The following is a 22,201-nucleotide window of genomic DNA, read 5'->3' as shown; positions in this document are numbered from 1 at the left end:
CGTTGGGAAGTTCAGCCTGGGAAAAAGCCAGGCACCGCGAACCAGAGCGCGGTTCCAGCCAATGTGTTGACAATCAGACCGGCTCGGGTCATGAACGTCAAAAGGGCACAGAGTGCGAAGGCGGACGCCGCTGGCCAGGGGGCTTGTCGAAGCTCGACGACGGCGATGTAGACAGCGAAGTTCAGGAAGACCGCCATCGGCAGAACCCGCTCCAGCAACGTCCTCGCCCGCGCCGAGAGGCGCAGCTTCACAAAGGCAGGGACGACACGAACCAGCAGGCTCGTCAGCAGAAGGGCGAGGATGACCCAGCCTTGGGGAGAGCCGTTCATGCGCCAGCCTTCCACAGTCGCCAGCAGCTGAAGGCGAGGCTGGGAAGCCAAAACCAGACCTTGCCAAGCCAGTGGAAGAACAGCAGGGCGACCGCAATGCACAGGACGATTTCAAAGGTCTTCCTGGCGACCGTTGCATCGATCCGTGGCACACGGGTCTTGAGCTGTTCGAAGGACAGGATCATCAGAACCAGGCTCGCCGGGAAGCCCAGTTGCAGGTTTGCCGAAAGGGTACCCTCGGGAATCGATCCCGCGATGAGGACGCCGAGCACATTGGACAGCACCCATGCGCCAAAGATCGTGATCCGGATGGCGGCCATGCGGCGCACGAGATCGTTTTCCTGCTCAAGGGCGTAGGCCTCGTCTCCCAGAAGATGTGCCAGGAATATCCGCCCGGGAGTCTTTGCAGGAAGGCGCGGCGAAGCGATGAACGCCATGGGGATGTAGCGGCTGTTGATCGAAGCCGCCACCACCCACATGGTGAAGAAGCCAACGCCCTGTTCGGCCAGAGGCAGCAGGGCGAATTGCCCGCTTCCCGAAAAGCCGAGCACGCTGAGCAGAAAGACTTCACCCACACTCCACTGAGCCCTGGATGCGAGCAAGCCAAACAGAACTCCGATGGGAAATATCGCCAGCGCAGTGGGAGCTGCGTGGAGAAACCCGCTTCTCGGAATCTGGTTTGGTGATTGCTCCAGATCGTTCATGCAGCGACTTCTTCCTGCAGGCGCGCTTCGCTCGCTTGCCGTTCATGGGCCGGTCCGTATGCCCTCTGGTCCCATCGGTTGATCTCGATGACCCAAATATCCCGATGCCCCACGTCTCCCTGTTCCGGTTCGATGTTGGTGGCGTAGTGGATGTATCTCTCGTCGTCGATGAGGATCGCCTGGTTCGGTTCGAGCTTCTGCCGGAAGATGACCTGGCCGGTAGACGGCTCGATCACCTGTGTTTCGCCGCCGCGGACGTTGTGCCGGTCCGCGATGGCGATCACGCTGAATTCGTGGCCATCCCGATGCGGGCCTTCGGGGACTGTGACACCCTTGAAGACCTTGTTGGCAATGACGCGGATCTGGTTCACGTTGATCTGGTACTGACTTTCGGCAGAAACTGCAAGGGCGTCCAGGACCGATGCAATCAAGGGACTCGGATCACACTCGAGCTGTTCCCGATGACGAAGCACCCCGCCGGCTTCGGCCAGGCGGATGTAGGCGGCCGACTGGATGTACTTTCGACGTGGCAGGAGCGCAAAGATCCATTGCCCCTCCTCCCGATAGCCAAAGTACTGCGAGAGACGTATCTCGCGCAATCGCTTCACGCTGTGGCCGTCTCTGGGCATGCGGTTGAAACTGTCCAGCGTCGCTGCATCCAGCGCAGGAGTGCGGATCACGGCGTAGCCGTGCGCGCTGAAATGGGCAGCGCCTTCGCTCGGGGACATTGCAGAGTTGGTCATGTTGGACTCCATGGATGGTGCTCAAGCGGGTTGCAGGTCAAACGTGGCGACCTCGTAGGGCCGAAGTGCCTGTATGTGTTTGAGGGTGATTCCCCGATAGAAATCGCAGGCGGAAGGTTCGATGGCATCGATCGATGCAAACTTCTTCTCCAGCGGACCGAGGCACAGGCCGGCACAGAAACCTTCAATCTCGCAGCCCTTGCAGAATGCGGGGTTGTCATTGCGCAGCGCGTGGTGTGCCTGGTAGGCGGTCTGGTTGAGGAGGTCGCTGCCTTGCTCGATCGACCCCAGAAGCGTGGACCCTGCCTTGCAGGAGAACACAGAGCCATTTGGTTCGATGCTGAACTGGGCGCCCTTGGCCGAACAGTTCTTGAAACCTCGTTCGGCGACCGCGTCGTGGCCGAGGAGCACCTGGAAGATCTGGTGCCAGTAGCCCGTCAGAACGACACCGCGCTGACGGCCGTACTCCACAACTCCCCAGAGCTTCTCCACAATGTTTGTGGCCCCGAAGCGGGCATAGAAGGAAGGGTCGAAGTCGACCACCACTCCAATCTCCCCGGCGTCAACTTCTACCGCCAGATCGACGATGGAATTGTTGAACTCATCCCAGGTGGCGGAAGTCAACGCGGCGTTGATCGCGACCCGGTTGCGGTGCTTTTGCAGCAATCGAAGGCCTTGCATCACGACCGGTGTGCTGTCGTCGCCGTTTTTCAATGGGCGACTGGGGCTGGTGGGCGAGTCAAAGCTGACACAGACACCGACCTCGTATTTGGCCAGCTTGGCCGCAATCTCCTCTGTCAGAAGAGATCCGTTCGTGACGGTCGAGTAGTCAATGCGGATACCGTGCTTTTCGCCGCGCCCGAACTCTTCGAGCACGGCATCAATGGCTTTCCAGTTCAGAAACGGCTCACCCCCGAAGAACTGGACCATTGCACCGGTGGCGCCCGAGGTGATCGAGACGGCGAGAGCTTCCTTCACATACCGGACGGCATCCTCGGGCTTCATGTGCCGGTTCTTCGGGTCGTACTGGTGCTGCAGGCGTTCGCGGGACGCATACATCGAGTCGTTGAGATCGACCTTGATCTCTTCCCGGGACCGCAGGCGGCTGAGATCGATCTTGGCGACCTCCTGTTCAACGGACAGCTCTTTGCCCTGAATGCCCTCGAAGCAATAGGTACAGCCAAAGTTGCAGGCATTCGCAAGAATCAGCTGAATGACATTGACCTTGGGCACCGGCGTCGCCGGCAGGCTGCTGCTGTCCTTGGTGTTTCGAAGAAGTCCGCGGGCCAGCAACTGCTGAAAAAGCTCGGCGTCGCGGTCCGGTGGGTCTTCGTCCATCCAGGAGAGCGGGACCGCCCGTGGATGCTGGAAGGTGTCAAAGAGCTGGTTGGATCTGTCATCCAGCAGGCAAAGCCCGCCGCGCTGCCGGTGATACACCGCGGTGCGCTCGCCCATCAGGCGTTTGACAGCATCTACCGACATCACAAATTTGGTGTCTGACATGCAGGGACGTCCTTTCGAAGTCGAGAAAAGTGCACGGCCCAATGGCTTGCGCGCCGTGCACCCGGGCTTACTTCGTCAGACGAGTCTTGAGCAGACTGCGGTGACCTCCGATGGACGTGCCGCCGACGGTGCCGCCCACCGTGCCGCCGACGGTTCCTCCAACGGTGCCGCCCACCGTGCCGCCGACAGTCCCGCCAACGGTGCCACCGACGGTACCGCCCACAGTGCCGCCGACGGTGCCGCCGAACACGGAGACATTCATGGAGTTCTTGGTCATGTTGATTCCCTTAAGTTTCAAGTTGGATTTGGGTCTGAATTGACCCGGTGAATTGCACCGGAGCTGGTGCAATATGTTGCTCAGTGCTCTGCAGAGCGCCAGGCGTTTTTCGATGGATTGATCCAGTTGGCAAAAATGCTCATGCCATCCACCTTCATTGGGGCACCCGCGCGCGCTGCTTCAAAGCCGGCTCGCCGAAGCAGGCGTTCAATTCCCAATGGAGAAACCGTAATAACGCGGCGCGCGCCAACACGCATCGCAGTTTCCATGCTTTGCCGCAGGAGGCTGATGGCGGCTTCCGAGGAAAACTGCCTTAATGCGGAGGTTGAGCTTGAATCAAAGTCCACCGCTGCGAATCTGGACAGTTCCCAGATGTCGCTGGAACAAGGCGGAAGCTGCCCATTCAGCAGTTGAGGAAATACCTCGCCGAGCAGGTATGGCTTTGAGGTGGGCAATAGCCGTGCGGTGCCGATGATCTGGTCATCGTCGTTTTTGGCTAGCACATAAATCGTGTCGTCGCGATCGAACTGGTCGTATTCCAGGCCGTGTTCACATTGCAATTGCCAGCCCAGTTTCTCAACAAAGACCTTGTGGCGATAGCGGCCCAGATCGGCCATGAGCGCGGACTTCAGCGTCGATGGTGTGCCTGTGAGAAATCTCATCTGTCCCCCCTCTGCGGTTCAGCGGGTATTAGATGGATTCCCCACGCGCCTGTAACCTACCAAAGTTGGTAGGGTGTCCCTGCGTCCGGGGACGTGCCGAGCAGTTTCGGTACCTCGTCAGACCATGGAAGTGCGTCCACCACGGTTCCCAGCTCTTCCAGGCTTTGAGCCCATGACTTTTCGGCACCGTCTTCGTGGGTCAGCAAGACGTTGGTTCGGGGCTCGCCCAGTCTGGACCAGAGAATGCTGCCGGATGTTGGCGACAGGCACCAGTCCCATCCCAGGGTGACCAGCGGCTGGGTGTGTGATGCCCATTCGGTGAATCCGCTGATGGTGGTAGGCCGTCCACATGATGAGGGCCCAAGCGATGGGTCTCCGTCTACACCGGAAAACAGGTGGCGGATCGGCAAAGACATCAGTTCGTCCAGGGTGAGTCGAATCAGTCCATCGGTGGAAACTTGCATCTGAGATTGGGAGTCAGAAACTCCACTTCGACTTGAAATGGCCTTGGATGCTACTTCAATCCCCGCTGCATTTCACTGTTGTGGCATCTGCTCAGTTCAGCAGTCCTAGCATCGCTGCGCGGACCACGGCAGCGGTTTTGTTGGCGGAATCCAGCTTCACAATTGCATTCTTGATATGAAAGTCGACTGTGTTCTTGGAGATTCTGAGTATGTCGGCGATATCTTGGGCGGATTTTCCGTCGGCGGTCCATTTCAGCATTTCGGCTTCGCGTTCGGTGAGCTTGCCGTGCCTGGGTGTCATTTGTTTTTGACCGAAAACGCGCGAGAGCGAGATGTGAGCAATATTCACCAGCCATCGCATTTTGAGTTCCTGAGCCTCCAGCTCTTTGACGCCGAGCGGTTCGCTGCCGCGCGAAAGCGAGAGCATTCCGCCAACTCCGACAGCATCAAGACTGGACTGGGCCCACCCGACACACAAACCGTGTGCATTGGCGTCCTCCCACAGATGCCGCACACCGGAAAAAACCTCCTCAGTCCAAATCAGTGGTTTCTGGGACTGCCTTCCGTGCTGCACCGTCGGGTCTACCTTGATGTATTGCGCATCGGCGTAGCGCTGCTGCCAGGATTCCGGGTAGTTGTTGAGGATCAATATCCGGGGGCTCGACAGCGGGACGGGTAGTCGTAGGCCATACGCGCAGTGCTCGAATCCCAGGGCAATCGCTGCCTTCAGCACCTTGGCAAATATCTGGTGTTCACAAACCGGGGCATCGGTGGCGTGCAGCAAGTCCTCCTGCCACCCAGTCATGAAACAGCCCTTTGTGGCTGCGGCGCAAACAACGCTGGCAGTGCCTCGGACTGGCGGGGGCCGCCATGCGGTCGTTGTTGATCGGGCACAGGCATGGTGTGCATCGCTTTTTCCTCTCCTGCAAGCTTTTTTGATCGTGGGCGCTTTGGTCATCCCGGTGGAGCCTCTCCAGTGCTCCCAGAATTCCCACGCCATTCTCGCCAAAATCGCTTGGCCGCCGAAAACGGTGCTACCGGGGCAGGCGCCAACCGGTCAACCGTGCCCGAAAAGTCCAAAGGCCTGCCGCAGCAACAGCAGCTCGGTCATGTTGCTGCCGCGCAGCTGGCTCATGGCCATGAACTTGCCGCCGAGTGCCTCGATCGCGGGTTTGGGCGCGTCGGGCGTGGTGAAGTGCAGCAGGTGCACGCGCACCGGACCGTCGGGCGACAGGAACCAGGCCTCGAAGTCCTCGGTGACCGCCAGCTCTTCTGGGTTCAGGCCGGTGGCGGCGACCAGCGCCTGTTTTGCAGCATCGACCTCATAACCGGTCAATGGCTCAACGGGCGCCGGCATCGCCTCTGCGCCTTCGGGCAGGGCGGCCGGCCAGAGCATGCTGTGTTCCCAGCGCGGGAACAGCAGGGCGTGGCTGTAGCTGTCGAAGTGGCAGAGGATCACGCGGTTGCGGGCCAGCAGGTCGTTCGTGGTCATGGGTGTCCGTCGGGGTAGGGTGGTCGTCGTTGATTCAGCGGTAGCCTTCTTCGCGCAGCACCTGCTGCACCACCGGGCGCGCGCGGATGCGCTCGTACAGCGCGAGGCAGCGCGGCGGCAGGGGGATCTGCGTCTTGGTGGCCCAGAAGAGCACGTAGAACAGGGCAGCGTCGGCAATGCCGAAGTCCGCGCCTGTGGCGTAACCGGTCTCCGGCAGGCCGGCCTCGATCACGTCGAACGCCTCCTGCACGATGCGCCGGCCCTGCGCCTGGATGGCTTCGGTCCAGCGTTGGGTCTCGGTGGCATCCAGGCCCTCCGGCAGGTATTTGTCGGTCGTGAAGATGCGCGTGAAGCCCTGGCCGTGCACCGTGCCGACCACGTAGTCCATCAGCTCGATCGCCCGCGCCGCGAGAAACGGGTCGTCGCTCAGCAGTCGCTTGCGCGGGTAACGCCGGGCCAGCCAGTACGCGATCGAGGAAAAGCTGGTGAGCGAGGCCACGTGGTCGAGGACCAGGGTCGGGATCGTGCCCTTGGGGTTGATTGCCAGGTAGGCCGGCTGGCGGTGGTCGCCGGCCGGCAGGTTGACGATGCTCACCTGGAACGGCAGCTCCAGCTCTTCAAGCAGGATGTGGATGCCCGTCGTGCACGAGCCGGGCGTCATGTGGAACTGGAGGGACATGTGCGCGGGGCGTGCAAGTCCCGCGCCATGTATTTGGCGAGTGGCGTTTGTTCCCTTTCTCTTCGCCAGCAGTCTTGATTGTGTTGGCTTTGTCCGATTTCTTCCAAGCCGGCTGACCCCAAGTCGGGCGGCAACTCGCTTAGCCTGTGTGAGACCGTAGCTGGCCCAGCTCAATGGGGGCGTTGAGCAGCGCGCCCGAGGTATACAGCTCGCGCAAGACTTGGAATTCCGACGAGGAGGAGCAGCAACAGCAGGAAAAGGTCGACCACGCCGCCAAAGGGACCGCTTGCAAAGACGGCGTCCTCTAGGGTTGGGGCTCCGTTGGCTTTACCTATCAGGATGTCAATCAGTCCTATCACGGCGACGATGATTGCACCGACCGCGAACTGCATCAGTGCAGATGCCACCGACATCGGAGGCGGAGGGTTCTTGCGCCAAACAATCAGGTTCACCACAACCACCAGAACCACCGCAGCGACCTGGGCCAGTGCTGGAACCTCCACCATCGACTGCAGGTTCGCCAGCAGCAGGGTGATTGTTGTGGCGATGACGGCGCCTATGACGTCTGCCATGCGTCGAGGTCCGGTGTGGTGGCGATACGGGTGCGCTTCGGCATTCAACCGGCTCAACGCTCCGCAGCCGTGCGTTTCCAGATCGGCGGCACGATGTTTCCGCGTTTGACCGCCATGACCAGCATCACGATGCCGGTCGCCGTGCAGACGGTCAGCGCGAGCACCGACGACTCGACGCCGAAATTGCCGCCGGTCAGCCAGTCGGGGCCTTTCACGGTGGACCGGATCAGGCCCTGCTGGGGCTCGTTGCCGGAGACGATGCCCGAGAAGATCGCCGACTGCGTGTAGTTCCACGCCATGTGAAAGCCGATGCCCAGCCACAGGCGGCGCGTCAGCATGACGGTCGCCGCCAGCAGGATGCCGGCCTCGACGGCGATGAACAGCGCGCCCTCCAGCGTGGCCTCCGGATTCATCAGATGGCTCAGACCGAACACCAGCGCGGAGACGACCATGGCCACCCAGCTGCCGAACCAGGTCTCGACCGCGCGGAACAGGACGCCGCGGAACAGCAGTTCCTCGAAGACGCTCGAACTCAGCGCCATGGCGATCGCCGGGATCATGTAGGTCAGCGCGTTCAGGCCATTGATGCGGTAGATGCCCAGGGCCATCAGCACCAGTTCGCAGACGGTGTAAAGGCCGGCGCCGACGAGCAGGCCGATGCCCAGTTCGCGACCCATGCCCGACGTGCTCAGTTCGGTCGCTTCACGCCGCTCGACGAAGTGGGCAAAACCGAGGTACACCGCGATGCCGGCGATGCACAGCGCGAGGATGTGCTGGACCGCTTTGAACGGCAATGCGGCGAAGCTCTTCATCACATCTTCGTTCAGCCCCATCATCAGCAGCAGGACGAATCCGAGGATCAGGATGCGCGCGGGCGGCGAACCAAGGATGCGGCGAACGAGGCCGGGCTGGGCGTTGGTCAGTGTCGTCATCGGTGCAATCTCCATTGGTCATGGGGCATGGGCCCCGTGGGCTGTCGATGAAACCGGGGCACGCTGTCGCGAACACCGACAGCGCCGACCCCTCCCTTTTGCCCGAACAGTTTAGTGCGACCCGCGGGCTTGCACGCAGTTTGCTGTGCAACAGCCAGTCCCCGGTGAAGACCCCGGCGGCGCGCTGTCGCTTGTGGTCTTTGTGCCGGTTTCCTCCCGGCCCTGTGTCGGCTTTGTCTGGTTGCGTCCATGGTGCCTGCCCCGCTGTTCCACTCCGACGACCTGCGCCGCTGGCGCAGTTGCGAACGCCGTTTCTGGCTCGCGCGCCACCGCCTGCGGCGGGGCGAGCCTTCGTCCGCGCCCGAGCCCGCCCCGGAGGCGGACGTGGCGCTGCGCGCCTCGTTCCCGCACGCCGACACCGTGGCCGCGCCGCAGACGCCGTCGCAGTGGCTGCAGGCGATGCGCCACACGCTGGACTGCCTGGACAGCGACGCCGCGATGCCCGAGGGCTGGGCCATCCTCGGCGCCTGCCTGACCAGCGAAGACCGCGCCCAGGTGCGCATCGACGTGCTGACCGCCGGCGAACACGGGCTGCGCCTGTTCAAGGTGCGCCACGCGACCGTGGGCGACGAAGCCGACGTCGACACCGTCGCCCTCTGGACCCACGTCGCCGCGCGCTGTGGCTTCGCGGTGCAGGGCGCCGGCCTGCTGCTGGTCGACACCGACTTCGTCTACCCCGGCCACGGCTGCTATGCCGGTCTGTTCCGCGAGGTCGACCTGCGCCCGGTGCTCGGTTCGCGACCGGTCGCGCAGTGGCTGCACGACATGCGCGACTGCGAGCACGGCCCCGAGCCGGCTGCCACGCCCGGACCGCACTGCCACCAGGGCAGCGGCTGCGAATTCGCCGCCAGCTGCAAGGCCTGCGCGCCACCGCCCCGCAGCCGCCGCGCGATTCCGCCCGGGGCGCTGCGGCTGGACCCTGCGGTGGCGGCGCTGGCGCAGACCTGGCCGCACCCGCATCGCTGCCTGCGCTTCGACACCATCGACATGGCCGTGCCCGTCTGGTCCGGCACCCGGCCGTATCAGACGCTGCCGTTCCAGTGGAGCTGCGCGGTGCAGGACGCGGACGGCAGCTGGAACGACCACCAGTTCCTGGCCGACGCGCAAGGCGGCGACCCGCGCCGCGCGTTCGCGCTCTCACTGCTGCAGGTGCTGGGCGATGAAGGCGCGGTGCTGGCCTACAACGCCGGCTTCGAACGCAACCGCATCCGCGAACTGGCGCAGTGGTTCGAGGACCTGGCGCCCGCACTGGAAGCGCTGCTGCCGCGCATCGTCGACCTGTACCAGGTCCTGCGCAGCCACCAACAGGACCCGGTCAAGGGCGGCTCATGGTCCTTCCGCGCCGTTGCGCAGGCCGTCGCACCCGACATTGATCTGGCGCTGAGGCTCGATCCGGCGCTGGATGCGGAGCACGAAGGCTCGGCGCAGAGCGTGTTCGCGCTGATGCACCGGCCGGGGCAGAGCGCTGCGGTCAGGCAGGCTTGCCGGGAGGCGCTGCGGGTGCATGGGCAGCGGGAGGCGGTGGTGCTGCGGAGATTGCTGGCGCTGTTTGACCAGGCGGGGTAGTGAGCCTGGGCTGGGGAAAGTTGTTGCGTTGCATGTCGGGAGCGATTTCGGCTTCAGGCTGATCTGAGTCACTCGGATGGGACAGCTCCAGTGACTGCAGCGTCCACTACCGGGTATACGACCAGCGGTATTGCCATGCCTGTTGTGCAACCGAGACCTGACCCTCGACGTTCAGTGCTGTCAAACCATCCATGAACGACGTAGGTGTGTTGGCACCGTGAGATTAGGGCGGTAGGGGGAGGTCTGCAATCGCGTTCGCGTACACGACCTGCCCTAGGGTTTGACGCCACTCCTCGGGCCTATCCCTGAGAACTTGCGCAGCGGCGGTAACTGGACGGCTAGGAAACTCGGCGGCCGCTGCCAGTACTTCCGGCGCTTGACTCAACGCGATAGCCGCCGATCGGTTTCGGACGCCTCGTTGTATCAATAGAATCGCTGATTCATTTGGAACACCGTAGCGGACTCGCTCAAGTAGCGTCTCGACGGAATGAGCAACTCCGCCTTCAACCAGGTTATCAAGTATCGCGATGCCTTGTTCCAGCACGCTGACAAGCGAATAGCCTAACGCTTTTGCAACGGCGGTCAGAATGAGATCGACGTCCTCATCCAAGAGTAGGGCAATTTCCGGATATCCGGCTCCAGCTATCCAAAATCGAGCTAGAAGAGTCAGCCGTCCCCGAGCCGTCGCAACTGCCTCTTCGTTCTCAATTTCTAGACCGAATGTTTCGCAAGTCGATACCCTCACGTCGTAGTGCGTCCAAGCCCAATCGAGAAGCGTGGCTAGCAGTAGGCTGACTTCGGCATCACCGACTGTGGCCCAGTCATCGCGAAGCGGAAGCAGTCCCTCTTCAACTGAAGAGATGAATCGTGCCTTCGCACCGCGGGTTCGAATCCATTCAAGTCGGCCCGTAGCCTTCAATTCTTCTATCCGAACTGCTCGAAGCGAGAAGACATCTTTCAACAGTTGTTTCGCCCCACTGTCGACGCCCGTCGCGGCAAAAGAAGCCTCTGCGACCGCAGCAGCAACTTCCACTAGTGACTTCTCTCCTAGCTCTTCTGCGGCAAGCTCAACCAGTACGGCATCGACACCGTCCACCAGTGCAAGTGTCTCGCGGTCAGCGTCCGCCGCCTCCAAGAGTCCCTGAGTCAAGGGCAAGTTCTCGAGGAAGAGTCTGGCTCTGAGTGCCTCAAGAAAGGTCCGCAATGCGCCCGTTACTGGTTCCATCTGCCCTTGGGCGGCGACCGGTTCAATCGCTGCCCATTGACTGTCGTTAACGCAGACAACGAGCCCTTTAGTCGTCGATCCGGCGCGGCCTGCACGTCCAACCAGGTTCTTGATGTCGCGGGCGAGCAGGCTTGTACGGGTTCCCCCCGCCTCGAGACGCTGCAACGAATAAAGTACAAGAGTCCGAATCGGAAGGTTCACGCCCTCGGCCAAGGTCGAAGTACATACAACCAATTGCAGTGCAGACGCTCGCAGTAGACGCTCAACAAGCTCTCGACATTCTTGGGGCAGGTCACCATGGTGAATTGCCGCGCCGGCCGAGAGACACCTTGTGCCTATCCAGGCGACCCCAAATTCCTTGCTGAAGTACTCCACGGCTCCGGCGAGTCGATCTTGATCGACGAATTCTCTAGGCGACGGAAGGCTCAGAGGTACTTCAAGTTGGGCGAGTAGTTCTTCACCCAAGCCAATTACACCCTGGGTGCCCTTCTTGTTTGCTGCAAAGATCGCAACGAGCCCCATGGGCAACGTCTTCCGCGCCGCAGCGATAGCCTTTGTCTTGTACGAGTTAAAGCCGTACGTTCTGGACCTTCCCGTTTCCGCATTGAAGTAGCGGAAATCTTCCTTTGCGAGGAATCTGCGAATGTCGAAGGCTTCGGGCGCATCAAGGTGGGGATGAAGTCGGAGGGAAATCTCTTGGTTTGCACCCGTCCCCTCGGAGACCATCATCGAAAACTCTGCGATCGAAGGGCGGTACGAGCTAACAACAACCGTCTCGTCCGTTCCTCCGAGCCAGGCGTTGATCTCTTGGATGTTCGGAACGATCGCCGAGATGAAGATGATTCGCGGTGCTCCCCCTACACGGGCGCGGAGCCGCGCCAGCAGTAACTCTAGAGCAATCCCCCGCTGCCCGCCGTCGAGCAGATGCCCTTCGTCGCAAATGACGAGTGAAATTCGCTTCGCGAAAGTCGCGTCTGCACTTAGAAGTCCTGAGACTGACTCAGGAGTGCCCACAACGGCACGGACGGCTTCCAGTGCGTGCACCTCGTTTCCTGATGGGATGCTTCCTCCATAGGCCGATCGCGCTGCAATATCCATCCTATTGAGATTCGCAACGACTGACGCCCTCAGTTCAGATGCGAGCGATCTGAAGGGCACAAGAAGCAGGGCTGCATCGGCGGGGTTGGCTTTCAGATGTGCGTAGAGGATGGTCTCACACAGGGTTGTCTTCCCTGACCCTGTCGGCATCTGCAGTGAGAATGACCTCGGATCGGTAAGCACACCCATTTCGATTGCCTGAATCTGAGAAGGAAAGAACTCCCAGGTCGGTTCGTCACGGCCTACGAATGACTCAATCAAAGGATTCCAATTGCCTGGCAGTTTGCCTAGGACTGCCCGGATATTAGACTTCGAGAATCTGAGAGTTAGAGTCAGCAGCAGCCTTTCTGCCACGAATGAAGAAGGCCCGCGCTCAATACTTTTCTGCAGATTGACTTCTAGCTCACTCGTGGCAGCTTGAATTCTTTCTAGTTGATTATTGACTACTGCAGAGAATAGCTTGTCTGCGAACTCACTCTGCGGCTGTCGGCGAAGCAGGAGATCAAGACTCGCTTGAAGGATGCCGTCAATTCGCGATGCGTTGATATCCCGAGCTACAAGATAGGCCGCTGCTGGAAATCCTCCAGCGTAGAACGCCGCAGCAGAGAAAACAAGCGCCTCATCTGTATTGAATTCATCGTCCCATCGTGGAGTTTGGCGAGCAATTCGAGTTGCCTGTCTCAATGCATTTGCCAGCAGTGCCCATGAGTCTCCGGGTTCGTCGAGGTTTCTCAGCTTCCGAAACAACTCAGCTATCAATGAGATGTAGTAGTCGTCAAATCGTGCGCTGACGTGGGAGACTTCCAGCGCGCCTTGCGCTACGTGCATGTCTGCGAGATGCATGGAAGCATCGGCCGCGCTTACCCATGAAGAAAGAGTCTCGTTCATGCTTCAACCGTGGATAGGCATGCTTCGTACACCGCCGAGTACGTTTTTTGCAACGTAGAGACAGCGATAACTACGAGTTCGCAGTCAGCGTCGAGCGGCTGAATGATTTTGGCGAGTTCTGCATCGAGATACTGACTGTCCACGACAGCAACGGCGTGGAACTTCTTTCCGTAGGCCGGATGGTCAGTAGCGTCCAAGAACCTTTCCACCTGTTGTATGTCGATCTCGGCGTTGGTCAAAGCGCGTTCCTGCAACCACACGAGAGTTTTCGCAAGCCTTGATACCCAGTCTTTTTTACTGTCTCGCCTCGCGTCTGCGATTGGATCGGCATTAGTGTTGGTCGCCTTAACTTTAACCTCGGAGCACATGAGTTGGTCGTCCGCTGACGGATTTGGCCAATTAGGGAGGTGAAAGTGAACAACGTCAGAGTAGGGTGCGGCGTGAGTTCTCGTTTCCTTCAGCCTCCACTTCTTTTGACCGCTCACGTTCTCCGGTGTCTTGCTGGAACCCTGATATAGGTACACCAATATCTCTCCGAAGTCACCGGCCATCACCGGGCCTGCGTCTGGTAGTTGCGCTTCCAGGACTTCCTTGCGAGGCCGCTTTCTAAATGCGGCCATCTCGTCAAGCTTTTGGTCGGAAATATATGCTCTTCGAAAGGCAGTAGCCAACTGGGCTGGCCATGCTGCCGACACGTTGGGCGGAACCCTGATGAGCGCATACGGCTTGTCGGGCTCTTTGGGGAACCACTGCACGGCCACTGCTGTGTCGATTTCCATTTCCTGCACGCGCTCTGCCTCCTGAATTGTTCTGCTGAACCGTTATCTGTGGCGTCTATCTCGCCATTTGCTTCCGGATACCGGTAGGAAGTGTAACCATTCAGCTAACAATTTCAGACATCAAATCAGTTCTTCGCAAGACGAAAGCCCGTGTGGTAGAGCGGATCATTTAGACAATGGGCGGTCCTAGTCGACCGCCAAGCCAAAAACTGGCGTTCGCGAGGCAATGACTCTGATCACAATTTGGCGTCAGTTGTACTTCACATAGCTGCCGCTCGCGCCCGCGTAGGGTGGCAACCTGCCGTCGGCTTGAAGATACATACCGTGAGTACGCCCGCCGGCATCAAACGCTCTTGTCACTGCAGTGCAGTCTTTGGATGGCCGAGGGAACCTGGGTCGCGCTTCGACGGCAGCCCGCCGCCAACGCCTCAGCGCGGCACCTCATCAAAACTCGCCGCCATCGCCTCCCGCTGCTCCAGATCCACTGCCGCCTCGGCCAGCGGGTCTTCGCCCTGTTTCCACACGGCCTGCGCGTCCTGTCGGTCCAGCGCCAGCACCAGTGCGTGGTTGAGTTCGTAGGCGCCCCAGGCCAGGCCGCGCTGGCGCAGCGCGGCCTGCAGCAGCATGCGCACCAGGCGGTGCGGGCCGGAGAACGGCACTTCGTCCACACGGCCGGCCGCAGCGTCGGCGCAGGCCCGCCGGTCGTGCGAGGCGTGACCCCGGCACGACAGCGGCCGCGCACGGTGGATCAGGCACACCCCCTTGACCACGAAAGCGCAGCGCCGGCGCGCGGCCACGCGGGCGGCCTCATCCAGCCCGCGGGTGGCGGCGTCGGCTTCGCGCACGGCGGCGATGAGGTCGATGCCGTGGCGCTGCAGGGCGGGCGCGGTGGCGCGAAGGTAGTCGGCCAGCACGAACACCTCGGGCGCGAGCGCGGTCACGCGCAAGGTGCAGCAGCTGGCGCAGCCCTTGGCGCAATCCACCGGCGGCTGGCCTTCGCACTGGATCGCGACGTTGCCCTCGAAGCTGTCCCAGGCCTGCAGCAGCGCGGTCTCGGCGCCGGCCGTGGCCAGCGTGTGTTCAAAGGCGGCGCGCTGTTCGCGGAAGAAGTGTTCGGCGCCGTGGTCGTGGTTGTCGTTCATGGGTCGGCAGGCTCCAGTGCCCGGAACATGGCGCAGCGGGCGAACACGTCCAGGTCGGGCGCCACCGACTTGTGCTGGCAGTACTTGGCGACCAGCTTGGCCAGTCCCTTGATGTCGCGCCCGCTGGCCTGCGGGTAGAGGCCGGCCAGCCGGGTGATGGTCTCGGGCGCCAGCGGCAGGCCGAACTGCTGCGCCATCACCTGCCAGATCCGTTCGCGCGCCGCCGCATCGGGCGGGTGGTAGCGGATCAGCGCGATGCAGCGCGAGACGATGGCTTCGTCGATGTCGTCGATGCGGTTGGTGGTGAGGAAGAGCAGGCCGTCGAAGTACTCCAGCACGCGCAGGAACACGCCGACCACGGCGTTGGCCGCGATGTCGTCGCTGCGCTGGCGGATGTAGACGTCGGCTTCGTCGATCAGCATCACTGCGCCCCAGCGCTGCGCGCGGGTCAGCGCTTCCTTGAGCGCGGTTTCCATGGCCGCGACGCTCAGGCCGAGCTGCCCGGAGTGCACGCGGTAGAGCGGGCGGCTGGTCACCTCCGCGTACACCTCGGCGGTCAGCGTCTTGCCCACACCGGGCGGCCCGGCGCACAGCACGGTGGTGCCGCCACCCTTGCCGGAGACCACGTCGTCCTGCAGCACGTCCATCTCGGCGGTCAGGATGTCGATCAGGTCGGTCTGCTCGGCCGGCAGCACCAGCTTGTCTTTCAGGTCGGGCTGGTAGGCGTAGGGCTGGATGTCGTCCGCGTGCACCCAGAGGTGGCGGTGCAGTTCGAGGTGGAAGAGAAACAGGTAGGCGTGGACCGGCAGCGACTTGAACAGCCGGGGCGGCAGGCTGGCCTGCAGCGACTTGATCTCTTCTTCGCAGTCGTAGTCGCTGCTCTTGCCGGCCCGGCGCAGGTAGGGGGCGAGGATCTCGCCCGGCGAGTCCAGGCGGGTGTCGCGCGGCGGCAGGATGCCTTCGTCGTTGACGAGCCGGGCCGCGCCGCCCCCGGCGCTCAGGATGACCTGGTCCTTGCGCGTCCAGTCGGTGTCGCGGTGGGTGGCGGTGGGGTCTTCGGCGAGGAAGCCCATGCCCTGTGCGGAAAACTGTGTGCCGTACTGGCCGCGCCATTCGAAGTAGCGGTTCACCGACGCCTCGTAGGCCTGCAGCAGGGCCGGGGTTTCCTTGAGGAAGCCTTTGGACGCGAGGATGGTGGCCAGGGTCTGGTTCTGCAGGTCGCTCTCGGTGATGCGCAGCGAATGCGACACCAGCGCGGCGCGCGCGTGGGCCTTGAGCTCAACCAGGATCTTGCCCAGCTCTTCCGACGAACCAGCCACGTAGTCGATGCGCGTGGGCACCCAGGGCAGCGGCTTGCCGTCCACGTTGACCGCAAACAGCCAGCCGCGTTCGGTGTCTTCGCTCAGGAACCGCACCAGGGCCGGCAGCACGCTTTCCAGTGGTTCGCCGGGCTGGAAGCGGTGGGCGCTGCCGTCCAGGGTCGCCACCAGGCCCCGCAGCTGCGCGGCCCGGCCCGACAGGGCGGCGTCACCGGCGCTGAAGAGGTCCGCCAGAAAAGCGAGCGCGTCGGCGGGCAGCTGGCGCGAACGCAGCTCGATGCGGTGACCGAAGCGCAGCTGGTCCTTCAGCCCGTTCAGGTCCGGGAACTGCTCGGCCAGGGCCAGCACATGGGGACGGTCCAGCTGCAGCTTCATGGTCTGTCGTTCACGCCGTGACAGGTGTATCCAGGACCGCCTTCAGGTTGAGGCTCATGTTGTTCTTGGTCGCGTCGGCGTAGGGGCAGATGCCCTTGGCGCGTTCCATCAGGTTGTCGGCCGTGGCCTGGTCCAGCGGGCCGGCGAGTGTGGCCGTGAGGCTCAGCGCCATGCGGTAGGCGCCTTCGAAGTTGACGTACATCGACAGCGTGGCTTCGACGTAGCAGCCGCGCAGCGGCAGCTTGTCGGCCTTGGCGATGTGACGGATCGAGTGTTCGAAGCAGGCGGCGAACGCGCCAGCGAACAGCATCTCGGGGTTGGGCCCTTCGCCGCTGCCGCCCATCTGTTTGGGCACCGCGAGCTTGAGCTTGAAGCTGCCGTCGTCGCTCTGGACCTGGCCGCCGCGGCCGCCCTGGGTGAGCATGGTGGTGGAGTAGACGAGGTCCATGGCTACACCCGCTTTCCCTTGAGCAGCTTGGCCTGGTCGGCCTGGCTGTAGTGGTTGAAGTGGCCCTGCGCGTGGGCCACGCGGCGGTGGGCCATGCGGATCGCTTCGATCTTGCCGGCCGGGGCGATGCGCGAGACACATTTCTCCAGCTCGGTGCTGGCGCAGTGCGGGCAGGTCGGGACGGTGGTGGAGCGCACCAGCAGCTCGAACTCGGTGTTGCAGGCTTTGCAGTGGTAGTCAAACAGCGGCATGGTGGCCTCCGGTGTGGCAGGAGTGGGTGGGCGAGCTGCAGCCTTCGAGCGAGCTCGGGCGCTGCGCTGAGGGCTCCAGCCCGATCCAGGCGGTCACGGCCGCGGTGTCGAAGCCGACGTGGTGGCTGCCGTCGACCGCGTTGAGCATCAGCGGGCGGCGGATCAGCAGCGGCTCGGCGATCAGCAGGGCCAGCGCGGCGTCGGCGTCGAGCGCTTCGGGCACCACCTCGCCGTTCTTGATGCGCGGGGCGGCGCGGTTGAACCAGTCGGCCACCGGCAGCGGCGCCAGAAACGCCAGCAGGTTCTCGCGGGTCCAGTGCGCGGTCAGCAGGTTGCGCCGCTCCAGCGTGTGGCCGGCGGCCTGCAGCGCGGCGCGCTGGCGGGCATTGCCGCCGCAGCCGGGTTTTTCGTAGAAGACGAGGTGGGTCATGGTGCGGTCTCCGGTTCGCTGCGGCGGCGGGTGGCCGTGCGCAGCAGTTGCAGACAGTCGAGGCTGGCGGCCATGTCCAGCGCGCTGAAGTCGTCCTGGGTGACGAGGTGCGGGTTGGCGCCCAGCGACAGCAGGGTGGCGACCACGCCGGCCTTGCCGCTGGAGGCGGCGTACATCAGCGCGGTGGCGCCGGTGAAGTTGGCGTGGTCGATCGGCACGCCGTGTGCGGCCAGCAGGCGGATGTTCTCCGGCTCGCCGTGCACGCAGGCCAGCCAGAGCGCGTTGTTGCCGTCGCTGTTGACAGCGTCCAGCGGCACCTTCAGCGCCAGCAGCTGGTCGAGCGCCGGCTGCGCGCCGCGCCAGGCGGCGTGCATCAGCGGGGTGTTGCCGTGCACGCCGGGAGCCTCGGGGCGCGCAGGGTCGAAGCCCTGGCTCTGCAGCCAGTCGGCCAGGGCCGGCGGCACCACCACGCCCACCGACGGTGGCCCCCAGTCGGCCAGCGGCACCGGGCCGCGCGAGTCGTTGCCCAGACCCAGCGCCGCCCAACCGCCGACCAGATCGGCGACCTCGGCAAACCCGAAGTCGGTGAACATGCCGGCCCAGGTCTGGCTGGCATGGCCGTGGTAGCAGTAGATGAAGACCGGGCGGCGGCGCGACACGGTGGTCAGCAGGGCTTCGTGGTTGTCGCGGTGCAGGCGCACGCTGCCGTCCAGATGGGCGGCGAGGTGGTGCGCCGCCTCGCGCGCGTCGAGCACCAGGGCATCGGGCCGCTCGCGCAGCCAGGCGTGGGCCTGCGCGGCGGACAGACGGGTCCATTGGGAATCGCTCATGGGAGGCTCCGGTGCGGGTCGGCCAGCTGGGCCAGATGGGCGTACGGCGCCGCGGTGCCGATGCGGTCATCGCCCAGCGGTGCGCCGATGGTGAAGTGGTAGACCGACTGCAGCGCGGCGCTGGCGGCCGGCTCGGGCAGGCCAAGCAGCTGGTGCAGGCCGTCGTCGAAGAAGCAGCCGATGCCGGTGCCGCGCAGGCCGGCAGCCTCGGCTTCGAGGTACAGCACCTGGCCGATGAGGCCAGCTTCCTGCAGGCGGTCGCGGTAGTTGACGCCTTCGGCCAGCGGCTGGAACTCGGCCAGCAGGGCAAACGCCATCACCGCGTCCGAGCCCAGCGCCTGGTGGCAGTTGAGCGTGCGCAGCGTGCCGGCCAGGGCCGGGTTGTCGGCCAGATGCAGCAACGGGGCACCGGCCGGTGCATCGGGCACCGGTGTCATGTCCAGTGCCTCGGGCAACTGCTGGCGCAGCAGGGCAAGCCCCGTGTCGCTGCGCGGCAGCAGGTAGGCGCCGGGCGCGAGGCCATCGACGCGGTGGGCAAACACCAGCACATGCACCCGCGCCGGGCCAGGCGCGGCGTCGAACGGCAGGCGGTCCGGGTGCAGCGCCTGCAGCAGCGGCCAGAACTGGTCCAGGGTCGCGCGGGCGCGCGGGTCGAAGCGCTGGGCGCTGCGGCGCTGGCGGATCAGGGTGGCGGCGTCGGCGTTGGGGCGGCGGTAGGTGGGTGTGGTGATGCGTGAAGGGCTTGCTGCAATCGGCGCCGCGTTCAGACGCTGCGTGGCGCGGGTCACGTCGTCGATCACCAGCCAGCGGTACATCGGGTGGCGGTCCAGCCGGTTGGCCTGGCCCTGCCAGGTCGCCTGCGCCGTCCACGACCAGGGGGCGGTGTGTTCGGCGTGGTTCGCAGGGGCGGGCAGCAGTTCGAACAGGGCGTCGGGCTCCTCGCGCTCGGCCGGGCCGAAGTCGGCGTCGCGGTCCAGGCCGAGCAGTTGCGCCAACGCGGCGCTGTCGCAGGCCACCGGCCGCAGCCGCCAGCCCAGCAGGGCCGCGGCGTAGCGCAGCGCACCCGTCGCGTGGCCAGCATCGAGCTGGCAGTAGCGGAAGGCGCGTTCGCCGTATTTCCAGGCCTCGCGCCAGGCGATGCTGCTCAGTGCGACGAACGCGCGGGCGGGCGTGGCCTCCGGTGCAAAGGCCGCACGCTGCTCCAGCGCGTGTTCGTGCGGCGCGTAGTGGTGCACGCCGTCCGACAAACCCGACACACCACGACACACCAGCCATCCCTCGGTCGGGTGCAGGTTGCCGCTGGAGGGGTTGATGCGCACGGCCCAGCGGTCCGGCCCCTGCGTCTTCCAGGCCGCCAGCGCCAGGCTCAGTTCAAACAGCAGGCCGATGCTGCGCAGGCCCAGAGGGTGCGCGGCGATCCGGTCCGGTGAGCCAAGGTCGCACCACGCCACCGTTGGCGCGGGCGTGTCCAGTGGCAGCGCGGTCAGCGGCGCGCCCGCGTAACGGCGGAACGGGTCGGGCTGCGCGTCCCAGTCCAGCGTGTCGGGGCCGGCGGCGTAGCGGTCCAGCCGGTGCTTGCTGCGCTCGTGGTAGGCCATCACGACGTCCAGCGCCTCAGCCATGGGCCACCTCCGCCAGCTGGTCGGCCAGCGCCAGCAGGCCGCTGGTCTGGTCGGTGATGGCGCGCACGGTCGCGGGCTGCAGCCGGCTGAGCCAGCGCCAGGGCAGGCGCGAGGCGCCGCAGCGCGCACCCGCCAGCATGCCGACCAGCGCGCCGGTGGTGTCGGCGTCGTCGCCCTGGTTGACCGTGGCGACCACGGCGTCTTCGAAGTCTTCGTGTTCGGCCAGGTGGTGCAGCACGGTCTGCACCGTGTCGACGACGAAGGCGGTGGCGCGGCCGCGGTAGGGCGTGTGGCGGAACACGGGTTCTTCGCTCACCCATCGGGCGATGCGTTCCCTCAGCCGGACCTGGTCGTCGCCCGCGAGCAGGCCGCGCAGCAGTCGGCCGAGCCCGAGCGTGCCGGCGTCGGAGAGCCGGTGGTGGTGGGTCATGCGCGCCTGTGCGAGCGACAGGCGTTCGAAGGCGCGCAGGTCGCTCAGCGTGGCGAGCACGGCCGGCAGGTTGCGCATGGCCGCGCCGTTGCCGGCGTCGCCTTCGTTTTCGGGGGCCACCAGGCTGCCTTCGTGCATGAAGCGCAGGATGCCGCGGCGGCAGGTGTTGCCGCAGTCGACCGGGCCGGCGCGCCACCAGGCGAGGTAGGCGTCGCCGATGGCGCGCAGCAGCAGGTCGTCTTTCCCGTCCCGCAGTTGGGCGATGCCGCCGACGCCACCGGCCAGCAGGGCGTCGCCCAGGGCGAGGCTCATGGTGGTGTCGTCGGTGACCTGGCCACGCGGTAGCTTGAGCCAACCGCCGCCGACGATGTCGCGGTGGGTGCCGTACTGCAGCAGGATCTCGCGCGGACGCATGAATTCGACGGTGGCGCCGAGCGCGTCGCCGATCGCCAGGCCCAGGTAGGCGCCCAGCGCCTTGTCGAAGCGGGCGTGAAAGCCATTGACGTGGGGCTCAGACATAACGCGCCACCACCTCGTAGTCGCCGCCGAGCGCGAGCACTTCCTGCTCGCCCTGCAGCACCTGGCCCGGCAGCAGGCCGGGGAACACCAGCACCTTGCAGGCCGGCACCTGCGCCTCGAACACCCAGTCGCCGAAGCAGCCGGCGTCGTCGGCCGAGAGGCTGAACGAGACCAGGCTGTTCAGGCGCACGGTGCAGTGGCGATTGCGCAGCGATCCCGCGACGAGCTGCTCATCGCAACGCGTGCTGCCGCGCCACAGGCGCAGGTGTTGGGCGGGTGCGGGTGCCACGCCGGGCAGGCCGAAGCGCTGCAGCGCCCACTGGCAGAACTCGTACAACAGGTCCAGCTGCTGGTGGATGTTGTTGTTGTGCAGGCGGCTGGAGGTCTTTTCTTCGAGGTAGGTGATCCAGCCCGGCGAGGGAAAACGCTGCAGCGGCTGCTTGTGGTGGAGGGGCACCAGGCCGAAACGGCTCTCGACCCAGCCCTTGAGCACGGCACCGGCCGCACCGCCGTTGTCCATGCCCCAGCCCTGCAGCAGCTTGCGCCAGCTGCTGCGCCAGCGCCGCCGCTCGGCCGGGTCGAGCGTGGCGGCCTCGTGCGCGGCTGGGGCGCGCAATCCGAAGGCGATGTCCAGGTAGTGCACGAACACCTCCGACGCTTCGTTCAGGCTGGCGCAGCGCGCCAGCAGGCCGAACAGGCCCGGGTGCGTCTCGCGCGTGCCGGCGATGGACAGGGGAACCGGGTGCGCGTTGAACGCGGTGCCGGCCAGCACCCGGGTCGGCACGCCGACCAGGTTGGTGCTGTACCAGCGGTGCGGCTGGACCGGTTCATCGTCCATCGGCGCCAGGCGAAGACAAGAGTC

The 22,201-nt window shown here is 64.2% G+C and carries 24 protein-coding genes; 1 reads left to right on the top strand and 23 read right to left on the bottom strand.

Going from position 1 to position 22,201, the window contains the following annotated elements:
- Nucleotides 1–11 precede the first annotated feature (11 nt).
- The 12 genes from ACLIJ1_RS14620 to ACLIJ1_RS14565 form a co-directional block, all read right to left on the bottom strand.
- Nucleotides 12–329, bottom strand: a complete 318-nt coding sequence (locus ACLIJ1_RS14620) for a hypothetical protein (RefSeq protein WP_411366264.1) — start codon at nt 327–329, stop codon at nt 12–14.
- The gene (locus tag ACLIJ1_RS14615; protein WP_411366263.1) at nt 326–1,033 is read right to left on the bottom strand and encodes an AzlC family ABC transporter permease; all 708 of its coding nucleotides are present in this window, start codon (nt 1,031–1,033) and stop codon (nt 326–328) included. Before ACLIJ1_RS14615 ends, ACLIJ1_RS14620 begins: the two co-directional genes overlap by 4 nt.
- Complete coding sequence (locus ACLIJ1_RS14610) at nt 1,030–1,776, bottom strand: 2OG-Fe dioxygenase family protein (protein WP_411366262.1); 747 nt, start codon at nt 1,774–1,776, stop codon at nt 1,030–1,032. The genes ACLIJ1_RS14615 and ACLIJ1_RS14610 overlap by 4 nt, the downstream gene beginning before the upstream one ends.
- Nucleotides 1,777–1,797: 21 nt before the next feature.
- A complete protein-coding gene (locus ACLIJ1_RS14605; RefSeq protein WP_411366261.1) occupies nt 1,798–3,279 on the bottom strand; it encodes a radical SAM protein in 1,482 nt (493 codons plus the stop codon).
- 67 nt (nt 3,280–3,346) lie between these two features.
- Nucleotides 3,347–3,556 carry a hypothetical protein gene (locus ACLIJ1_RS14600; RefSeq protein ID WP_411366260.1) on the bottom strand — a complete coding sequence of 70 codons (210 nt, stop codon included), beginning with the start codon at nt 3,554–3,556 and terminating at the stop codon, nt 3,347–3,349.
- A gap of 80 nt (nt 3,557–3,636) precedes the next feature.
- Entirely contained in the window at nt 3,637–4,173 is a 537-nt protein-coding gene (locus tag ACLIJ1_RS14595; RefSeq protein ID WP_411366259.1) for an acyl-homoserine-lactone synthase, read from the bottom strand.
- 101 nt (nt 4,174–4,274) lie between these two features.
- Nucleotides 4,275–4,682, bottom strand: a complete 408-nt coding sequence (locus ACLIJ1_RS14590; protein WP_411366258.1) for a DUF4902 domain-containing protein — start codon at nt 4,680–4,682, stop codon at nt 4,275–4,277.
- Nucleotides 4,683–4,773: 91 nt separating this feature from the next.
- Complete coding sequence (locus ACLIJ1_RS14585; RefSeq protein ID WP_411366257.1) at nt 4,774–5,487, bottom strand: autoinducer binding domain-containing protein; 714 nt, start codon at nt 5,485–5,487, stop codon at nt 4,774–4,776.
- 252 nt (nt 5,488–5,739) lie between these two features.
- Nucleotides 5,740–6,174: a hypothetical protein gene (locus tag ACLIJ1_RS14580; RefSeq protein WP_411366256.1), complete on the bottom strand. Its 435-nt coding sequence runs from the start codon at nt 6,172–6,174 to the stop codon at nt 5,740–5,742.
- A 34-nt stretch (nt 6,175–6,208) separates the two neighbouring features.
- A complete protein-coding gene (locus ACLIJ1_RS14575) occupies nt 6,209–6,853 on the bottom strand; it encodes a glutathione S-transferase family protein (protein WP_411366255.1) in 645 nt (214 codons plus the stop codon).
- A 170-nt stretch (nt 6,854–7,023) separates the two neighbouring features.
- Entirely contained in the window at nt 7,024–7,425 is a 402-nt protein-coding gene (locus ACLIJ1_RS14570; RefSeq protein WP_411366254.1) for a hypothetical protein, read from the bottom strand.
- A gap of 53 nt (nt 7,426–7,478) precedes the next feature.
- Nucleotides 7,479–8,357, bottom strand: coding sequence for a lysostaphin resistance A-like protein (locus ACLIJ1_RS14565; protein WP_411366253.1), 879 nt, complete (start codon nt 8,355–8,357; stop codon nt 7,479–7,481).
- A gap of 249 nt (nt 8,358–8,606) precedes the next feature.
- Here ACLIJ1_RS14565 and ACLIJ1_RS14560 point away from each other — a divergent pair, with 249 nt between their 5' ends.
- Nucleotides 8,607–9,983 (top strand): DUF2779 domain-containing protein, encoded by a 1,377-nt coding sequence (locus tag ACLIJ1_RS14560; protein WP_411366252.1) that lies wholly within the window; start codon nt 8,607–8,609, stop codon nt 9,981–9,983.
- A gap of 223 nt (nt 9,984–10,206) precedes the next feature.
- Here the strand turns inward: ACLIJ1_RS14560 and ACLIJ1_RS14555 are convergent, their stop codons facing one another.
- The 11 genes from ACLIJ1_RS14555 to ACLIJ1_RS14505 form a co-directional block, all read right to left on the bottom strand.
- The gene (locus ACLIJ1_RS14555; protein WP_411366251.1) at nt 10,207–13,194 is read right to left on the bottom strand and encodes a DEAD/DEAH box helicase; all 2,988 of its coding nucleotides are present in this window, start codon (nt 13,192–13,194) and stop codon (nt 10,207–10,209) included.
- Nucleotides 13,191–13,973, bottom strand: a complete 783-nt coding sequence (locus ACLIJ1_RS14550; RefSeq protein ID WP_411366405.1) for a Hachiman antiphage defense system protein HamA — start codon at nt 13,971–13,973, stop codon at nt 13,191–13,193. The genes ACLIJ1_RS14555 and ACLIJ1_RS14550 overlap by 4 nt, the downstream gene beginning before the upstream one ends.
- Nucleotides 13,974–14,401: 428 nt before the next feature.
- Nucleotides 14,402–15,115, bottom strand: a complete 714-nt coding sequence (locus ACLIJ1_RS14545; protein ID WP_411366250.1) for a YkgJ family cysteine cluster protein — start codon at nt 15,113–15,115, stop codon at nt 14,402–14,404.
- Nucleotides 15,112–16,809: an AAA family ATPase gene (locus tag ACLIJ1_RS14540; protein ID WP_411366249.1), complete on the bottom strand. Its 1,698-nt coding sequence runs from the start codon at nt 16,807–16,809 to the stop codon at nt 15,112–15,114. Before ACLIJ1_RS14540 ends, ACLIJ1_RS14545 begins: the two co-directional genes overlap by 4 nt.
- Nucleotides 16,810–16,819: 10 nt before the next feature.
- On the bottom strand, nt 16,820–17,257 hold the full coding sequence (locus tag ACLIJ1_RS14535) for an Ohr family peroxiredoxin (protein ID WP_411366248.1): 438 nt from the start codon (nt 17,255–17,257) through the stop codon (nt 16,820–16,822).
- Nucleotides 17,258–17,259: 2 nt separating this feature from the next.
- Nucleotides 17,260–17,508 (bottom strand): FmdB family zinc ribbon protein, encoded by a 249-nt coding sequence (locus ACLIJ1_RS14530; protein WP_411366247.1) that lies wholly within the window; start codon nt 17,506–17,508, stop codon nt 17,260–17,262.
- Nucleotides 17,495–17,938 (bottom strand): ArsC/Spx/MgsR family protein, encoded by a 444-nt coding sequence (locus ACLIJ1_RS14525; RefSeq protein WP_411366246.1) that lies wholly within the window; start codon nt 17,936–17,938, stop codon nt 17,495–17,497. The genes ACLIJ1_RS14530 and ACLIJ1_RS14525 overlap by 14 nt, the downstream gene beginning before the upstream one ends.
- Complete coding sequence (locus ACLIJ1_RS14520) at nt 17,935–18,768, bottom strand: ankyrin repeat domain-containing protein (protein ID WP_411366245.1); 834 nt, start codon at nt 18,766–18,768, stop codon at nt 17,935–17,937. The genes ACLIJ1_RS14525 and ACLIJ1_RS14520 overlap by 4 nt, the downstream gene beginning before the upstream one ends.
- Nucleotides 18,765–20,390 (bottom strand): nitroreductase family protein, encoded by a 1,626-nt coding sequence (locus tag ACLIJ1_RS14515; protein ID WP_411366244.1) that lies wholly within the window; start codon nt 20,388–20,390, stop codon nt 18,765–18,767. Before ACLIJ1_RS14515 ends, ACLIJ1_RS14520 begins: the two co-directional genes overlap by 4 nt.
- Nucleotides 20,383–21,339 carry an ADP-ribosyl-[dinitrogen reductase] hydrolase gene (gene draG, locus ACLIJ1_RS14510; RefSeq protein ID WP_411366243.1) on the bottom strand — a complete coding sequence of 319 codons (957 nt, stop codon included), beginning with the start codon at nt 21,337–21,339 and terminating at the stop codon, nt 20,383–20,385. Before draG ends, ACLIJ1_RS14515 begins: the two co-directional genes overlap by 8 nt.
- The gene (locus ACLIJ1_RS14505) at nt 21,332–22,177 is read right to left on the bottom strand and encodes an NAD(+)--dinitrogen-reductase ADP-D-ribosyltransferase (protein ID WP_411366242.1); all 846 of its coding nucleotides are present in this window, start codon (nt 22,175–22,177) and stop codon (nt 21,332–21,334) included. Before ACLIJ1_RS14505 ends, draG begins: the two co-directional genes overlap by 8 nt.
- Nucleotides 22,178–22,201 lie beyond the last annotated feature (24 nt).

This window comes from Hydrogenophaga sp. RWCD_12, assembly GCF_046604225.1.
Lineage (GTDB): Bacteria > Pseudomonadota > Gammaproteobacteria > Burkholderiales > Burkholderiaceae_C > Hydrogenophaga.
Note: the sequence above shows the minus strand (reverse complement) of the source record. Positions and strands in the feature narration are given on the sequence as shown.

What these genes read in the sequence shown, in the direction of transcription:
- ACLIJ1_RS14530 (WP_411366247.1), bottom strand. Translation starts at nt 17,508, where the DNA reads ATGCCGCTGTTTGACTACCACTGCAAAGCCTGCAACACCGAGTTCGAG.
- ACLIJ1_RS14610 (WP_411366262.1), bottom strand. Translation starts at nt 1,776, where the DNA reads ATGACCAACTCTGCAATGTCCCCGAGCGAAGGCGCTGCCCATTTCAGC.
- ACLIJ1_RS14615 (WP_411366263.1), bottom strand. Translation starts at nt 1,033, where the DNA reads ATGAACGATCTGGAGCAATCACCAAACCAGATTCCGAGAAGCGGGTTT.
- ACLIJ1_RS14620 (WP_411366264.1), bottom strand. Translation starts at nt 329, where the DNA reads ATGAACGGCTCTCCCCAAGGCTGGGTCATCCTCGCCCTTCTGCTGACG.
- ACLIJ1_RS14555 (WP_411366251.1), bottom strand. Translation starts at nt 13,194, where the DNA reads ATGAACGAGACTCTTTCTTCATGGGTAAGCGCGGCCGATGCTTCCATG.
- ACLIJ1_RS14560 (WP_411366252.1), top strand. Translation starts at nt 8,607, where the DNA reads ATGGTGCCTGCCCCGCTGTTCCACTCCGACGACCTGCGCCGCTGGCGC.
- ACLIJ1_RS14605 (WP_411366261.1), bottom strand. Translation starts at nt 3,279, where the DNA reads ATGTCAGACACCAAATTTGTGATGTCGGTAGATGCTGTCAAACGCCTG.
- draG (WP_411366243.1), bottom strand. Translation starts at nt 21,339, where the DNA reads ATGTCTGAGCCCCACGTCAATGGCTTTCACGCCCGCTTCGACAAGGCG.
- ACLIJ1_RS14545 (WP_411366250.1), bottom strand. Translation starts at nt 15,115, where the DNA reads ATGAACGACAACCACGACCACGGCGCCGAACACTTCTTCCGCGAACAG.
- ACLIJ1_RS14590 (WP_411366258.1), bottom strand. Translation starts at nt 4,682, where the DNA reads ATGCAAGTTTCCACCGATGGACTGATTCGACTCACCCTGGACGAACTG.
- ACLIJ1_RS14575 (WP_411366255.1), bottom strand. Translation starts at nt 6,853, where the DNA reads ATGTCCCTCCAGTTCCACATGACGCCCGGCTCGTGCACGACGGGCATC.
- ACLIJ1_RS14535 (WP_411366248.1), bottom strand. Translation starts at nt 17,257, where the DNA reads ATGGACCTCGTCTACTCCACCACCATGCTCACCCAGGGCGGCCGCGGC.
- ACLIJ1_RS14565 (WP_411366253.1), bottom strand. Translation starts at nt 8,357, where the DNA reads ATGACGACACTGACCAACGCCCAGCCCGGCCTCGTTCGCCGCATCCTT.
- ACLIJ1_RS14580 (WP_411366256.1), bottom strand. Translation starts at nt 6,174, where the DNA reads ATGACCACGAACGACCTGCTGGCCCGCAACCGCGTGATCCTCTGCCAC.
- ACLIJ1_RS14525 (WP_411366246.1), bottom strand. Translation starts at nt 17,938, where the DNA reads ATGACCCACCTCGTCTTCTACGAAAAACCCGGCTGCGGCGGCAATGCC.
- ACLIJ1_RS14515 (WP_411366244.1), bottom strand. Translation starts at nt 20,390, where the DNA reads ATGGCTGAGGCGCTGGACGTCGTGATGGCCTACCACGAGCGCAGCAAG.
- ACLIJ1_RS14595 (WP_411366259.1), bottom strand. Translation starts at nt 4,173, where the DNA reads ATGGCCGATCTGGGCCGCTATCGCCACAAGGTCTTTGTTGAGAAACTG.
- ACLIJ1_RS14585 (WP_411366257.1), bottom strand. Translation starts at nt 5,487, where the DNA reads ATGACTGGGTGGCAGGAGGACTTGCTGCACGCCACCGATGCCCCGGTT.
- ACLIJ1_RS14550 (WP_411366405.1), bottom strand. Translation starts at nt 13,973, where the DNA reads ATGGAAATCGACACAGCAGTGGCCGTGCAGTGGTTCCCCAAAGAGCCC.
- ACLIJ1_RS14570 (WP_411366254.1), bottom strand. Translation starts at nt 7,425, where the DNA reads ATGGCAGACGTCATAGGCGCCGTCATCGCCACAACAATCACCCTGCTG.
- ACLIJ1_RS14520 (WP_411366245.1), bottom strand. Translation starts at nt 18,768, where the DNA reads ATGAGCGATTCCCAATGGACCCGTCTGTCCGCCGCGCAGGCCCACGCC.
- ACLIJ1_RS14600 (WP_411366260.1), bottom strand. Translation starts at nt 3,556, where the DNA reads ATGACCAAGAACTCCATGAATGTCTCCGTGTTCGGCGGCACCGTCGGC.
- ACLIJ1_RS14540 (WP_411366249.1), bottom strand. Translation starts at nt 16,809, where the DNA reads ATGAAGCTGCAGCTGGACCGTCCCCATGTGCTGGCCCTGGCCGAGCAG.
- ACLIJ1_RS14505 (WP_411366242.1), bottom strand. Translation starts at nt 22,177, where the DNA reads ATGGACGATGAACCGGTCCAGCCGCACCGCTGGTACAGCACCAACCTG.